Origin of the sequence: Paraglaciecola sp. (assembly GCF_051252315.1) — a bacterium.
GTDB lineage: Bacteria > Pseudomonadota > Gammaproteobacteria > Enterobacterales > Alteromonadaceae > Paraglaciecola.
In genome coordinates this window covers 1-15,205 of the sequence record NZ_JBPOFP010000110.1, presented here as the reverse complement: position 1 = coordinate 15,205, position 15,205 = coordinate 1, and the positions used below count along the sequence as shown (strand labels likewise).

14 protein-coding genes are annotated in these 15,205 nt (G+C 37.5%); 6 read left to right on the top strand and 8 right to left on the bottom strand.

Annotation, left to right across the window (positions count from 1 at the left end):
* The 3 genes from rfbA to rfbD form a co-directional block, all read left to right on the top strand.
* The coding region (gene rfbA / locus ACSHXM_RS17500; protein ID WP_435690872.1) for a glucose-1-phosphate thymidylyltransferase RfbA at window positions 1-673 on the top strand (673 nt) is incomplete at its 5' end.
* Window positions 674-1,222: a dTDP-4-dehydrorhamnose 3,5-epimerase gene (rfbC, locus tag ACSHXM_RS17495; protein ID WP_435690870.1), complete on the top strand. Its 549-nt coding sequence runs from the start codon at window positions 674-676 to the stop codon at window positions 1,220-1,222.
* Window positions 1,223-1,235: 13 nt separating this feature from the next.
* Window positions 1,236-2,105: a dTDP-4-dehydrorhamnose reductase gene (gene rfbD, locus ACSHXM_RS17490; protein ID WP_435690868.1), complete on the top strand. Its 870-nt coding sequence runs from the start codon at window positions 1,236-1,238 to the stop codon at window positions 2,103-2,105.
* Between the two features lie 98 nt (window positions 2,106-2,203).
* On the opposite strand, the gene ACSHXM_RS17485 is transcribed toward rfbD, so the two are convergent.
* The 4 genes from ACSHXM_RS17485 to phoB form a co-directional block, all read right to left on the bottom strand.
* A complete protein-coding gene (locus tag ACSHXM_RS17485; protein ID WP_435690866.1) occupies window positions 2,204-4,351 on the bottom strand; it encodes a S9 family peptidase in 2,148 nt (715 codons plus the stop codon).
* A gap of 60 nt (window positions 4,352-4,411) precedes the next feature.
* Window positions 4,412-5,641, bottom strand: a complete 1,230-nt coding sequence (locus ACSHXM_RS17480) for a serine hydrolase domain-containing protein (protein ID WP_435690864.1) — start codon at window positions 5,639-5,641, stop codon at window positions 4,412-4,414.
* A gap of 69 nt (window positions 5,642-5,710) precedes the next feature.
* Entirely contained in the window at window positions 5,711-7,042 is a 1,332-nt protein-coding gene (gene phoR, locus ACSHXM_RS17475; RefSeq protein WP_435690862.1) for a phosphate regulon sensor histidine kinase PhoR, read from the bottom strand.
* A 31-nt stretch (window positions 7,043-7,073) separates the two neighbouring features.
* Window positions 7,074-7,763 carry a phosphate regulon transcriptional regulator PhoB gene (gene phoB / locus ACSHXM_RS17470; RefSeq protein WP_435690860.1) on the bottom strand — a complete coding sequence of 230 codons (690 nt, stop codon included), beginning with the start codon at window positions 7,761-7,763 and terminating at the stop codon, window positions 7,074-7,076.
* A gap of 199 nt (window positions 7,764-7,962) precedes the next feature.
* On the opposite strand from phoB, the gene ACSHXM_RS17465 reads away from it, so the two are divergent.
* Window positions 7,963-9,684, top strand: coding sequence for an ATP-binding protein (locus tag ACSHXM_RS17465; protein WP_435690858.1), 1,722 nt, complete (start codon window positions 7,963-7,965; stop codon window positions 9,682-9,684).
* 110 nt (window positions 9,685-9,794) lie between these two features.
* Window positions 9,795-10,697, top strand: a complete 903-nt coding sequence (rdgC, locus tag ACSHXM_RS17460) for a recombination-associated protein RdgC (RefSeq protein WP_435690856.1) — start codon at window positions 9,795-9,797, stop codon at window positions 10,695-10,697.
* Between the two features lie 57 nt (window positions 10,698-10,754).
* On the opposite strand, the gene ACSHXM_RS17455 is transcribed toward rdgC, so the two are convergent.
* A complete protein-coding gene (locus tag ACSHXM_RS17455) occupies window positions 10,755-11,594 on the bottom strand; it encodes an HDOD domain-containing protein (protein WP_435690854.1) in 840 nt (279 codons plus the stop codon).
* A gap of 354 nt (window positions 11,595-11,948) precedes the next feature.
* Here ACSHXM_RS17455 and ACSHXM_RS17450 point away from each other — a divergent pair, with 354 nt between their 5' ends.
* Window positions 11,949-13,640 (top strand): dipeptidyl-peptidase 3 family protein, encoded by a 1,692-nt coding sequence (locus ACSHXM_RS17450; protein WP_435690852.1) that lies wholly within the window; start codon window positions 11,949-11,951, stop codon window positions 13,638-13,640.
* Window positions 13,641-13,726: 86 nt separating this feature from the next.
* Here the strand turns inward: ACSHXM_RS17450 and ACSHXM_RS17445 are convergent, their stop codons facing one another.
* From ACSHXM_RS17445 to folK, 3 genes are all read right to left on the bottom strand, one after another.
* Complete coding sequence (locus ACSHXM_RS17445) at window positions 13,727-14,092, bottom strand: histidine triad nucleotide-binding protein (protein WP_435690850.1); 366 nt, start codon at window positions 14,090-14,092, stop codon at window positions 13,727-13,729.
* A gap of 12 nt (window positions 14,093-14,104) precedes the next feature.
* On the bottom strand, window positions 14,105-14,905 hold the full coding sequence (locus tag ACSHXM_RS17440; protein ID WP_435690849.1) for an undecaprenyl-diphosphate phosphatase: 801 nt from the start codon (window positions 14,903-14,905) through the stop codon (window positions 14,105-14,107).
* Window positions 14,902-15,205, bottom strand: a 304-nt coding sequence (folK, locus tag ACSHXM_RS17435; protein ID WP_435690847.1) for a 2-amino-4-hydroxy-6-hydroxymethyldihydropteridine diphosphokinase, incomplete at its 5' end; no start/stop codon positions are given. The genes folK and ACSHXM_RS17440, both read right to left, overlap by 4 nt.

Sequence of the window (15,205 nt, the reverse complement as noted above, 5' to 3'; positions counted from 1 at the left end):
CGGTAGTTCTTTTGGTATCAACATTAGTTATACGATTCAACCTTCACCCGACGGTTTAGCGCAAGCATTCATTTTAGGTGAAGAGTTTATTGGAGAAGACAACGTTAGCTTAGTATTAGGCGACAATATATTTTATGGTCAACATTTTTCAGACAAACTAAAAGCAGCAACACAAGTAGAATCTGGTGCAACTGTTTTTGGCTATCATGTTAATGACCCTGAACGGTTTGGTGTAGTCGATTTTGATGACAATGGAAAAGCAGTCAGTATCGAAGAAAAGCCAGCAGTCCCAAAGTCTAACTATGCCGTAACTGGCTTATATTTTTATGATAACAATGTTGTTGATATTGCCAAAAGCATTAAACCATCCTCTAGAGGTGAGTTAGAAATCACCGATATTAACGTGACTTACATGCAACAAAACAGCCTCAATGTATCCTTATTAGGGCGAGGCTTTGCTTGGTTAGATACAGGAACCCATGATTCTCTATTAGAAGCAGGTCATTTTGTACAAACAGTTGAACATCGCCAAGGTTTGAAAGTCGCGTGTATAGAAGAAATTGCGTACAACCAAGGTTGGATAACAAGCGAACAATTAATAGAGCAAGGCAACAACTTGCATAAAACGGGTTATGGGCAGTATTTATTGAAACTTGCTCAAGGGTATAAATAAATGCAAGTGACAAAGACAAAACTTAACGATGTATTAATTTTTGAACCCAAAGTATTTGGCGATGAGCGGGGTTTCTTTATGGAAACCTTTCGTTCAGATTTTTTCACTCAACAAACAGGTATAAAAGAGTTAGTACAAGATAACCACAGTAAATCCGCTCAAGGTATTCTACGTGGACTGCATTACCAAACAGAGCATACCCAAGGAAAGTTAGTGCGCGTTACTCAAGGTAGTGTTTTCGACGTAACTGTTGATTTAAGACAATCATCTTCTACTTTTGGACAATGGGTAGGTGTTGAATTGTCAGCACAAAACCATAAACAACTTTGGGTTCCAGCTGGATTTGCTCACGGATTTTATGTGACTAGCGAATCTGCGGAGTTTGTTTATAAATGTACAGACTATTATCACCCGCAAGCGGAAGTGTCTATTTGTTGGAACGACCCGAGCTTAAAAATCGATTGGCCACTAGTCAATGACGAACAACCTAACTTATCAGCCAAAGACGCAGAGGGAATTGCTTTTTCTGAAGCCCCTAAATTCCTTTAAGGACAAGTTTTAAATGAAAGTGTTAATTACAGGTAAAGGTGGTCAGTTAGCTTGGGAGCTTACTCAAAACCTACCTTCTGGATTTGAATGTGTTAGCTTAAATAGCCAAGATCTAGACATCACTAATCAAGAATTAGTATCCAATGTTTTGGCGCAACACAAACCTAACATTGTAATAAATGCAGCTGCTTACACAGCTGTTGATAAAGCAGAAACAGACCAAGATAAAGCCTACTCAGTTAATCATGACGGAGTTAGATTTTTGGCATTAGCGTGCAAACAAAACAATATACGCTTATTACATGTATCAACTGATTTTGTATTTGATGGAAACAAAACAACGCCTTATCAAGTTTGTGATAAAACGAACCCAATTAATGTTTATGGTGCATCTAAACTAGCAGGTGACATTGCTATCATGAACTCTCTACCTCATGCCTTAATTGTTAGAACCGCTTGGGTATACTCTGCTCACGGAAACAACTTCGTAAAAACCATGCTTAGGTTAATGGCTGAAAAACCTAGCCTTGGTATAGTGTATGATCAGGTGGGAACGCCAACTTGGGCAGCAGGATTAGCCAAATGGTTGTGGGAAGTCGTACAAAAACCACATGTATCTGGCTTATTTCACTGGACAGATGCCGGTGTGGCATCATGGTATGACTTTGCGGTGGCAATCCAAGAACTAGCAATAGAAAAAGGCATGTTAGAAACAGCGATTCCCATATCTGCTATACCCGCCAGCCAGTATCCTACTCCAGCCAAACGACCTAATTTTTCCGTGATCGATAAACAATCGGCTGAGAGTGTATCGGGTTTACAAACCGTACATTGGCGAGAGCAACTTTCTAGTATGTTAGATAACTTAAAAGACCAACATTAGAAAAAGTATCAGCCTTAAATCAATTGCCACTTACGTTACATACGTTACATACGTTACATACGTTACTTAGTGGCAATCACTGCATAACAAATATGGTATTACTCTGTTATTTCATGAGATAACAGAGTAAAAGCATACTCTTCAGCATAATCTTTTAAACGCCCATAACGTCCGGTATTGGCAAAGTGTCCAGCCCCCATATTAATGCGCATAACCAATAAATTGTTGTCAGTTTTATTGGCTCGCATTTTGGCCGTCCATTTAGCAGGCTCCCAATAAGTTACTCGGGGATCATTTAATCCACCTGTGACCAACATTGGAGGATATTCAGTGGCTTTGATATTATCGTAAGGGGAATAACTTTCTATTAATTTGTAGACACCTTTATCTTCAATGGGGTTCCCCCACTCTTCCCATTCTGGAGGTGTAAGAGGCAGGCTTGCGTCTAACATAGTATTTAACACATCTACAAAAGGCACACCTAAATTAACCGAACGCCATAATTCGGGAGCTTGAATAACTGCCGCTCCCATCAATTCACCACCAGCACTGCGGCCATCAATTGAAATATTCCCTTTAGCAACGTAATTTTTATCGATTAAATGTGTAGCAACATCAACAAAGTCATTAAATGTATTCGTACGTTTATCTAGTTTTCCGTCAAGGTACCAGTTATATCCCAACTCATCTCCACCACGAACATGGGCATAAGCAAAAGCAAAACCTCTGTCTAACAAGCTTAATCTTGTGGTTGAGAAGCTCGGTGATATTCCTGAGCCGTATGCTCCGTAACCATATAAATAAAGTGGCTGACTGGCATCTTTTTTAAATCCTTTTTTGTAAACAAGGGTAATCGGGACTTGTATACCATCTCGAGATGGCGCCATTAATCGCTCGGTGTGGTACAAATTTTTGTCATACCCAGAAGGGATAGATTTTACTTTTTTCAATTCAAGATTTTTATCTTTTACAGAATGATCATAAACACTATCGGGGGTAATCATGGACTCATAATTTATGCGTACATGGGATTGATCAAATTCTGGATTATTACCTAAACGTACACTCGCGACATTTTCTGGTAATTGGATGTTATAGGTCTGTTCACCTTCTGGGTAAATAGTGACAGATTCCAACCCATTCACTGATTGATTTACAGCAACAAAGTGTTTAAACACTTGCATGTCCGTGAGATACCGTTCATCCGAACCAGCTATTATAGTTTGCCAATGTTTTTGTTCAGATAAATTTTCTTTAGTTTTTGCTAATCTAAAATTTACGTGTGTATCATTACTTAAGAAATAGAAGTACTCATTACCATGATCAACCGTAAGTAATTGTTTTTGTTTTCTATCGGATAGTTTTATGGGTTGGCGAGTCAGATTATTGAAATCAAAAGCCAACACATCATTCTGTGCCCTATTCCCAGACTTGATAATTAAATAACGCTCGCTGCTTGTCAGGTAAAAGCTCAAAAAATAACTTTCATCTTGCTCTTCTACTAAAACTAAATCTTGTTCTTGAGCTGTTCCTAATGTGTGCAGATTAACACTAGCCGTGCGCCATTTTTCCTTTTCTAAAATGGTATAAATGACACTTTGACTATCTTTGCTAAAAGTAACCTCTCCAGCAGCATTGATGATTTTATCCTCCAACATTTTATTGGTTTTCAAATCTACAATGTGGATCACGCTACGTTCACTGCCATCAGTATCCACTGCATAGGCTAAGTAACGATTGTCTGGACTGATGTCCCACTCTTCTATAGAAAAATACTCATACCCTTGGGATAACTTTGTTTCATCTAAAATGATCTCTTCAATAGAACTACCGTGTTTTTGTCTTACCCAGGTTTTGTAATTTTCGCCCTCACGATAATACCAACGGTATTGATAACCATTTTTTTGCCAAGGTACTGAGGTATCTTGATCATTCTCTCGCCCTTTAAACTCTTCAAACAAGGTATTTATTAAAGTTTTATGTGGGGTAATAAAATTTGAGTAATATTGGTTTTCTGCTTTTAAGTAATCAAGTACCGGTACATCATCAATTTCAGGGTATCCTTGATCTTTTAACCAATGGTAATCATCCGATAACGTTAACCCATGGTATGTAGTCTTATGAGTTTTTACGGGGGCTACCGGAGCTGTAATATCTAAGGCTTGAATACGTTTGAAGTTTTGTTCTGATTCTGATTCTGATTCTGATTCTGATTCTGAGGTATTGCACCCTTGTATCGCTGACATAAAAATAATTCCACTTAAAACCACTAAAATTTTATAAAACACAAGCCTCTCCACATTTAATTAGTTTGCAAAATGCAGACTAATAGCCCTAAACATTGCGTAATGTTTTTCTTTCCACAACAAACTTTTGTCGTTATATCTGTAGTTTGCAGAATTTTTAACGATCACAAGGTTTTGATCAGGATCAATATAAATAAATTGATCGTATATCCCTTGAGCAGCAAACTCATCCTCAGCACTAAGAGGGATCCACCACTGGTAACCATACCCTAAAGGTGAACTGGATAATGGATTACCTTTACCTGATAACAAGTGTGGTGCATCAGGTGTAGTAGAGTCTACAACCCATTGTTCTGGCACTAACTGCAGCACTTGCCCATTATGAGTCTGCCAACGTCCTTTATTAAGGTATAACCAGCCTAATTTTGCATAGTCTCTTAAGGTTAAATTTAAACCACCTAAAGCTAGTTCCATATTAGTATCATCTGCCAACCAATATCCAGGATACTCCATACCTAAAGGTTGCCAGAGCTTTTCATTTAAATACTCAGTAAGACTGGTCTGTGTTGCCCGAGTTAACAGCATCCCCAAAACTTGGGTGTCAATACTCACATAATGGTGAAAGCTTCCAGGCTCTCTTTCTCGCTCTAATGAACCAGAAAAATCATCAAGAGATGTACCAAAAGCAGTCGCTCTGGAAAAACGATTTATATCAGAATAGAAATCAGCATAATCTTCATTAAATTTAACACCCGACGACATTTGTAATATGTCTTTAATTCTCACACCGTCATACCCAGTACCTTTTAATTCAGGTACGTAATCAGTAATGGCTTGTTGAATACTCTTTATCGAACCGTCAGCCACCGCGATACCTACCAAAGCCGACACAAATGATTTAGCTACCGAAAAAGAAATATGTTGTTTTTCTTCACTGTGACCTAACCAATAATCCTCAAATACAATATTGCCATTTTTAATGACTAACAAACCTGTGGTTTGGCTATCGGTAATAAAAGAGTTTAAAGACAAATTACTTTGTTGAAATTCAAAGGTAATAGGTAAAGGTTGAATGTCTCGAGGGAAAGTATATTTATGCTCAGCTTCAGAAAGGTAAGTTGCATTAAAAGTCTGATACATAGATAAAAAGTTTTGCACTATTTTATCTTGGTCGTACAAGGTAACGGCTGTGTACAATCTGACAAGGTTCTTTTGATAAACTAAAGCAATAATCAAAAAAGTGACTAAGAGCCCTAAAAAGACACCTTTAATACTCAACCCTTTTTTCACGTAAACTACCTTGATTTAACGATATGAATATCATCATAAATCAAGAAAACAAAAACTAAAAGTTTACATTCAATTTGTTATTGGTGTGTGCTCTTCTGGCTCAATTAATGAAATTAGCTCAGGGGAAAAACGACAACTAAATTCAGCCCCTTTACCAACGGTACTATTAATAACCAGTTCAGAGTTATGATGTGACAAGACATGTTTTACGATTGACAAGCCTAACCCAGAGCCACCCGTTGTTCTAGAACGTGCTTTATCGACTCGATAAAAACGCTCAGTCAAACGTTCCAAATGGTCGGCTGCAATTCCTTCCCCATTATCTTTTACGCTGAATTTAGCTTGCTGTCCTTCAAACCCCCACATCACCTGAATAACACCTTGATCGGGAGTATAATTAATGGCATTAAAGATTAAGTTTGAAAAGGCACTTCTTAACTCTGTTTCAATTCCATAAACATACAGAATAGGAGAGATATCAAAAAATATTTTGTGCTGTTTTTCTTTATTCAACGCTTCTGCTTCAGCTTGAATTTGCCACAATATACTCGGCACATTAACCAACTTTTCAAACGCTCTCTCTGCACTTGCCTCAATTCGCGACAACGCTAACAAATCTTCTATTAAACTTTGCATACGAAACGATTGCGAACGCATTTCTGACATCGCTTTACACATCATTGACTGCGGCATACTGCCATCTTCAGGTATCATTTCTAGATAACCATTAATCACAGTTAATGGTGTTTTTAATTCATGTGAGACATTGGCCACAAAATCCTTACGCATGTTTTCGATTTGAGTTAACCGCGTGACATCCCTAACAAGTAACATTAGCTGTTCACTACCATAAGGAACGGCTCGAATTTCCAATACTTTTGTAGGATTAATAGGAGATTGAATTTCTATAGGTAAATCAAATTGTTGTTGCTGTAAAAATTCAGTGAATTGATTATCACGAATACATAATTCGATGTTTAGACCAGTGTCTTCTGGCCAGCGAATACCCAATTCAATCCTAGCTAATCGATTGCACCACGTAATTTTTGAAGAGGCGTCAAGAACGATTGCGGCATCTGGAAATGCCTCTGTCCCCTCCCTGAAACGATGAATGATTTCACCTAACGATTTACGTTTATTACGATTAATTAGTTTTGCAGAGTATATGCCTTCATAGATATTAGCCCACACACCACTAGTAGAGGGCGGCGAAATTTTCTTGCTATGCCAAAGCCAATAGTTTAACCGATATAAACGCCAATATTGCCGCACAAGTAAAGTGACACCACCTAAAATGGCGCCTACGGCAAGATGGTCAAAGCAATACCCTAGACTTGTTGTTACGGTTAAAAAACTGATGATTATTACAATGCTTTTTAACCAAATAAACCTATGGTACATAACTCAAATATCCTTGTTAACTCTGGTTATTTTACACTTTGCTAGAATATCGGTATCCAGCGCCACGAACTGTTTGGATCATATTTTCATGGGAAAACACAGCCAACGCTTTCCTTAGTCGTCGAATATGCACATCAACCGTTCTATCTTCAACGTAAACATTGGTTCCCCACACGTTATTTAATAATTGCTCTCGGCTATACACGCGCTCAGCATGGGTCATAAAGAAGTGTAATAATTTAAATTCAGTAGGCCCCATTTCAATAGGTTCGCCATTTGATGTCACGCGATGAGATACAGGGTCTAATTTTAGTCCTTTATATTCAATGGCATCTTCACTTGAAGTTGGTGTTACTCGTCTGATAACCGCTTTCACCCGGGCGATCAGCTCTTTTGGCGAAAAAGGTTTGGTGATGTAATCATCTGCCCCAGATTCTAACCCTCTAATTTTATCCTCTTCCTCACCTTTAGCCGTCAACATAATAATGGGGATGTCTCTAGCATATTCTTGCTGCTTTAATTTTTTAGCCAATTGAATGCCTGAACCTCCGGGCATCATCCAATCCAATAAAATAAGGTCCGGGTAGGGCTCTACAATTTTATCAAGCGCAACCTGATAATCTTCGGCTTCAATAGCGTCAAATCCAGATTGTTCTAATACAAACTTTAACATGTCTCTAATCGGCGCTTCATCTTCAACTAACAATATTCGTTTTGCCATCTTGTAATTCCTTGATACTTCAATTGAAACGTATTATTCAGATATATTATGACACTTTTATTAAAGTCTTCATTTAAGTTACAGATAGTACTAAATATTTCTTTTTAATAATCATTTAACTACACTTCTTGTTTATTTTTTTGAAAGCGCATACTCTGTATAATGTTCGTAATGGTTAGCTGAAGGAAGCCAATTAGATATGTCTAGCGTTAATGAAGGATTATCAAAAAAGCTATTAGCTCGAGTACTTTCTGTTTATTTTATACTTACACTTCTCGTCACTGCTGGGCAAATTTTCACAGAGTACGTTAACGCTAAAAGCCATATAGAAGGTGAACTGAAAACTCTTAAAAACACCTTTAGCACAAGTCTAACCCGCGCCATTTGGGAATTAAACACTCCTCAAGCTAAATCAATTGCTGTCGGTCTAATGGAATTACCTATCATTGAAGGGGTACAAATTAGAGATGAAAATAGTAAATATATTGCTGATTTAGGTCGCACCTCACAACTTTCTGAAGAATCCATTACAAAAGGTGTAGTAAGAGATCATTCTGGTGGAACCTTTGGTTACAGTTTCCCTCTCATATTTGAATTCTCTGGTCGTACTTCACTCGTCGGCGACGTCACCTTGTATTCGAGTATCGATATTATCTTTAGCCGAATCGAAGTGGGTATTTTCTTTCTTATTGGTAACGCCATACTCAAAACTGGCTTTTTAGTATTTTTATTTATGAGTGCTTTTCGCACCATGTTAACTAATCCGTTAAACGAACTGACTCAACAAATTACCGATTTCCACTTAGATGATCCTGAGTCATCTAAATTAGATTTAGGGATTTCCGATGACAACGAGTTGAAACTATTAGAGACGTCCTACAACAAACTCATTGATGAAATGGTTGTATTTCAATCTAAACTTTCTGACACTCAGAGCGAATTAAAAGAAGCAAACCACAGATTAGACGAACAAAATATTTCTCTTGAAGAAGAAGTTGCAAAGAAAACGGCCACTCTCAGTAAAATCATGCTTGATCTGGAACAACAAAAAGATGAACTATTGATCAATCAAAGAGAGCTTCGACAAGAAAATGAGAACCGGCAATTCATCGAAGATGAATTACGTAATCGAAATAAAGAGTTAGCAAACTCAATGGAAACCATTCAAATGGCAAAAGACCAGCTCATTGAGTCAGAAAGAATGGCTTCTTTAGGTGGTTTAGTTGCGGGAATTGCCCATGATGTTAATACTCCTCTCGGTGTCAGTATTACTGCCACCAGCTTTTTACAAGAACGCGTATCTAAACTAGAAGCCGCCTACCAAGACAAAAGTTTGACTGGTAACACTATGTCTTCGTTTATTGAAGACGCTCAACAAACAGCAACACTTTTAACCAGTAACCTGAACAGAGCATCTGACTTAATTTCTAGCTTCAAACAAGTGGCCGTAGACCAAACCAGTGAAGCGGTGAGAGAAATAAATGTAAGTAACTATTTAAGTGAAGTTGTGCAGTCCTTAGCTCCGAATTTTAAGAAAACCAAACATACTATTGATATAAATTGCCCAGAGAACATTTCTGTTCAGTGTGCTCCAGGCGTGTTGGCACAAATTTTCACTAACATGATAATGAATTCATTAATTCACGGCTTTGAAAACATTACCAAAGGACACATTTCAATAATTATAAAACAAGAACCTGGAAGCTTGTTTATTGATTACTCAGATAACGGTAAAGGTCTGGATTCAGATAAACTAAGTAAACATTTCGACGCATTTTTTACCACCAAGAGGGGCAAAGGCGGCAGTGGCTTAGGCACTCATATAATGTTTAATTTAGTGACTCAAACCTTAGAAGGTAAAATTGAAGTATTTAGTCAACCAGAAGAAGGTTTACAATACAAAATTGAACTACCACTCTAAGTAACAATTCCCAAACGATGGCAGGCTAATTCATAGCCGCCACCTTCAATTCCTGATATTCTTTACACTCTTTTCTTACTCAACTAGCCTCTTACGAAGGACTCTTTTATATGTGGTTTAAAAACCTAAAACTTTACACTCTCACTCAAGACATCGATATTACAGAAGAAGATTTAGAAGACAAATTAGGCGAATTTAAATTCCGTCCTTGTGGCAGTCAAGAGCTAGCGACGATGGGCTGGGGCTCTCCTTTTAATCAAGGAAAAACGTTAATTCATGCTACCGCTGGCCGCATTTGGTTAACCCTAAAAAAGCAGGAACGTATATTACCGGCAACAGTAGTGAACGCTGAACTTGCCGATAAAGTCGCTCAAATTGAAGCTGAAACAGGTTCAAGTGTTGGCAAAAAAGCCCAACAAGATATGAAACAAGAAATCATTCAACGTTTATTGCCACAAGCATTTACCAAGAATAGTTTTACCCATGGATTTATTTCCACAAAAGATAATTTGGTTGCTGTGGACTCTTCTGCAGATGGAAAAGCAGAAGCATTTTTAGCCATGTTACGTAAAGCAATTGGCTCGTTGCCTGTTGTCCCTATTGCTAGACAATCGGTACAAAATGAACTGACATCTTGGTTAAAAGATGATTCAGCACCAAACGATATCGTTGTGCTTGAAGAAGCAGAGTTAAAGGCTCTTGAAGAAGATGGCGCCATTGTTCGCGTTAAAAACCAAGATTTATATAGTGATGAAATTGCGAATCATTTAGAAGCTGGTAAATCGGTACAAAAAATAGCTGTAGAATGGAGTGAAACGCTAACGGCAGTGATTCAAGAAGACTTAAGTATTAAACGACTTAAGTTTACCGACGTAATCAAAGAACAAAATGATGACATCCCTAAAGATCAAATGGAAGCCAGATTAGACGCTAACTTTGCGTTAATGTCTGGTGAAGTTGTAAGACTAGCCGAACGACTAAAAGAAATGTTTAACTTAAGCAAAGAAGAGTAAAAATAAAATGCTGGTGTTATAAGCCAATAACACCAGCATGAAAATTAAGTAAATTGATTAGCTGTTAAATAATTGTTTAGCACTGTCCCGTAACGTAATAAAGTCATCACTTAATAAATCAGCCAAATCTGACACAATGCCTTTTTGAACTGCATTTTCAAAAACTTCATCCTTATGACTATCAAGTCTGCCACATAACGCCGCGCCGAGCCTTACAAAGTCCAAATAAGAAATATTTTCTGATTGAACAGACATATCGTTAAAATGTGACGACACTTCGATAAACTCAGGTTCAAATCCCCAATCCTTAGTTATCTTAGCCCCTATCTTTCCGCTAAGTTTTTCAATAGCGACTTCCAAAAACGTTGAGTTAGCAAACACTTCGGAATGTCTTTCTGCTTCAGTTAAAACAGGTAAGATCCCAATATTATGCGTTAATGCCGCCAACATCATAGATTCTAAATTCAACACTCTGTTTTTAGTTTGTTTTACATGTATTTGTAAAGCAGCCATAGAACAAGCAACCACTTCAATAGTATCAGTCCATACTTTATCCATGTAGGATTTCACTACATCATTCTTAGAGACAAACAATTGTTCCATCGCCAAAGCCGTTGAAATATTTTTTATTTGACGCAAACCAATACGTGTTACAGCTTGTTGAGTTGAGGTGACTTTAACTGCACGGCCTAAATACGCACTATTTGAGATTTTTATCATACGAGCACTAAGCGAAGGATCTTGTGCAATAACGTCAGCCATAGCATTCAAATTGATATCTGGATCGTCAGCGGTTCTCCGTACCTTAATCGCTATTGCAGGAAGTGTCGGTAGAACTAATGTGTCGTTATTTATTTTATCTACCAATATTGTTAATAGTGCATTTTCTGTAGCCATGTAATTACCTGTTCCTGTGATAAATAGAATAACATGTCGATTTTTATATTATTCTCATACTATTTTATCAATAACCAACTGGTTATAAATATAGAATCCCGTGCGTTTTCAACCTATCTAAAAATTGACCAATAAAGTTTTCAATTTACGTAATACACCTAAATTGGAAAAACGTGACAGGTTTTAAATGCTAGCATATTTTTTGCCACTGACTAGAGTGGATAATGTCTTTAAATGCTAATTATTTGTTATATTCGAGTTTATAACATCTAGTCTAATAATTTTGTTGAAAAATAGGATAAAAATAGGCTTTATGTTCTAAAAATATATAACAAAAGTAGAATCAGGGTATTTATGAAAAAATTATCTAAATCAATTGTTTCAAGCACAATTTTTACAATCATGTGCAGTGCCTTTTATAGTTGCACTGATACAAATACTACAACTGTGACGCAACCCAAAGCAAAGTCCGAAAAAAGCTTATTAGCAAAACAAAGTATTCAAAATAGACTCAATATATATTACCCCGTTGAATTAACGGCTGACCTAAACCACTTAACACTCAATCAAAAACAAATGTTAAAACTCTTAATAGAAGCCTCAGAAGTGATGGATGATTTATTTTGGAAACAAGCATTTGGTGATGGTAAAGAACAATTTTTGGAGGGTATTTTCGATCCAAACGTTAGAAGTTTTGCCCAGATCAATTATGGACCATGGGATCGTTTAAATGGCGACAATACTTTTATCAAGGGATACGAAGCAAAATCTCATGGTGCTCAGTTCTACCCAAGTGACATGTCCAAAGAAGAGTTTGAACAACAGGACTTTGAAGACAAGAAAGGTTTGTATTCAATAGTTACAAGAGACGAACAAGGAAACCTCACCGCTGTGGCCTACTCTGAGATCTTCCAAGATGAGTTAAAACGTGCTGCAAATATACTTAAAAAAGCAGCTCAATTAGCAGAAGATAAAGAGTTCTCAAACTATTTATCTATGCGAGCTGATGCTTTAACAACGGACAATTATCAAGCTTCAGATTTTGCATGGATGGACATGAAAAATAACCCCATTGATGTGGTTATTGGTCCTATCGAAACCTACGAAGATCAACTTTATGGTTATCGTGCGGCTTTTGAATCCTATGTTTTAATTAAGGATTTAGCCTGGAGTGAAAAACTAGCCAAATACGCACAATATCTTCCAGAGTTGCAAAAGGGGTTGCCTGTAGACAATTTATACAAAGCGGAAATGCCAGGATCAGATGCAGACTTAAATGCCTACGATGTAATTTATTATGCAGGGCATTCAAATGCGGGAAGCAAAACAATTGCTATTAACTTACCGAATGACGAAGAAGTACAGTTAAAGAAAGGCACAAGGCGTTTACAACTAAAAAATGCGATGCAAGCTAAATTCGACCATATACTTGTGCCTATCGCTGAACAGCTAATTACACCTAGTCAGCGTAAACACATCACATTTACCGCGTTTTTTGCCAATACCATGTTTCACGAAGTATCACATGGGCTGGGGATCAAAAATACTATTGATGGCAAAAGTACAGTGCGTCAGGCCCTTAAAGAACATGCTTCAGCTTTAGAAGAAGGTAAAGCAGATATTCTAGGTTTATACATGATCCGTCAGTTGCTTGAAAAAGGAGTCATAACTGAAGGCAAACTTGAAGACTATTACGTGACTTTTATGGCAGGTATATTTCGTTCTGTGCGCTTTGGCGCAAGCTCTGCTCATGGCAAAGCCAATATGATCCGCTTTAACTTTTTTCAACAGGCAGAAGCTTTCAGTAAAGGCGACGATGGCTTTTTTAAAGTTGATATACAAAAAATGGGCAAGGCAATAGATACGTTATCAAATCAAATTCTGACTTTCCAAGGAAATGGAGACTATGCTGGTGTTGACAAACTAGTAGCTGAAATGGGGGTAATTAAACCGCAATTACAAGCTGAACTAGATAGATTAACCAAAGCAAAAATACCGGTAGATATTGACTTCAAACAAGGTGTAAAAATATTAGGATTAGAATAAGTTAAGACAATATTTGGTTTTGCAGGCACCTATTTTAAAAAATAGGTGTCGGTCAAAACCAAAGGAGCCATTACATCGAATTCGTGTTATTTAGCTTTAAGCCTTTCTTGATAAGGTGGCCAGCCCAACGGTTTACCCGCTAACACATGCAAATGAATGTGGTATACGGTTTGTCCACCATTTTCATTACAATTCATGACCGCTCGATACCCATCTTCAGCAAATCCTTTTTCTTTGGCTATTTGCGCTGCCACCCAATACAGGTGTCCGACTATAGCTTTATCCTCTGGAGCGATATCATTAATAGTCACAATGGGCTTTTTAGGGATAACTAAAAAATGAATCGGAGCTTGAGGATTAATATCACTAAAAGCGAGGGCTAATTCATCTTCATATAAAATATCAGCGGGTATTTCTTTATTAATAATTTTAGTAAAAATGGTCTCAGACATATGAACGTCCCTTTATAAAAAAACAAAAAGCATCAATAAACCACCCAATAATAAGCGGTAAATTACAAACGGCAACATACCAATTTTAGATATCCAAGTTAAAAACAAATAGATACAGGTGTATGCACTAACAAAAGAAAACGCAGCCCCAAATAACAATGCATTCCAATCCACCGCGTCTGGCGTTTTTAGTAAATCCAGAGTCGCTAAGGTTCCTGCGCCTAATATGACAGGTATGGATAATAAAAAAGAGAATCTGGCCGCACTGTCGCGATTAAGCCCTAAAAACAACCCAGCGGTCATAGTAATCCCAGACCTAGAAGTACCGGGAATAATAGCAATGGCCTGAGCGACTCCAATAAATAAAGCATTTTTCCAGGTAATATGAGTGATATTTTTAGCTAAACTTGCTCGTTTATCGGCGTACCAAAGCAACAAACCAAATACAATGGTGGTGGTGGCTATGACTAAAGCAGAACGACCGTATTCTTCCAAAAAATCTTTAAAAATAAATCCAAATATTATTGCGGGAATGGTCGCAAGAATAACCCACCAAGCCAATTTGCTATCTTGAGTTTGTTTAGTGCCAAAACCAGAATGCAGCCAAGCTGTGAGCAAGCGCCAAATATCTTGTCGAAAATAAATCATCACAGCTAACAAGCTGCCAAGATGCACGGCCACGTCAAACGCCATTCCTTGATTATTCCACCCCAATACCTCTGAAGGCAAAATGAGATGCGCGGAGCTTGAAATAGGTAAAAATTCAGTTAGTCCCTGAATAATCGCTAAGATAATTATCTCAAATAAGGTCATAAATCCGTAGGGCTCCACTCAAAGTTAATTGTCCACAAATTTTGTTGGGTTTGGTCGTATTCTTGCCAAAGTGTGCGATAAGACTTTTTGGCAATAGGGTGAATGTCACCGCCAGCAATTTCGGCTAGTGGCATTAAAACAAAAGCGTTGTACAATACTTCTGGTCTAGGAATAATGACAGGGCTTTCGATGACTTGTTGATCGTATAATAACAAATCAAGATCTAAGGTACGTGGGGCAAACTTTTGCTCACCTCGCTGGCGTTTATTATCTTGTTCAATTTGTTTTAAGGTTTTGCAT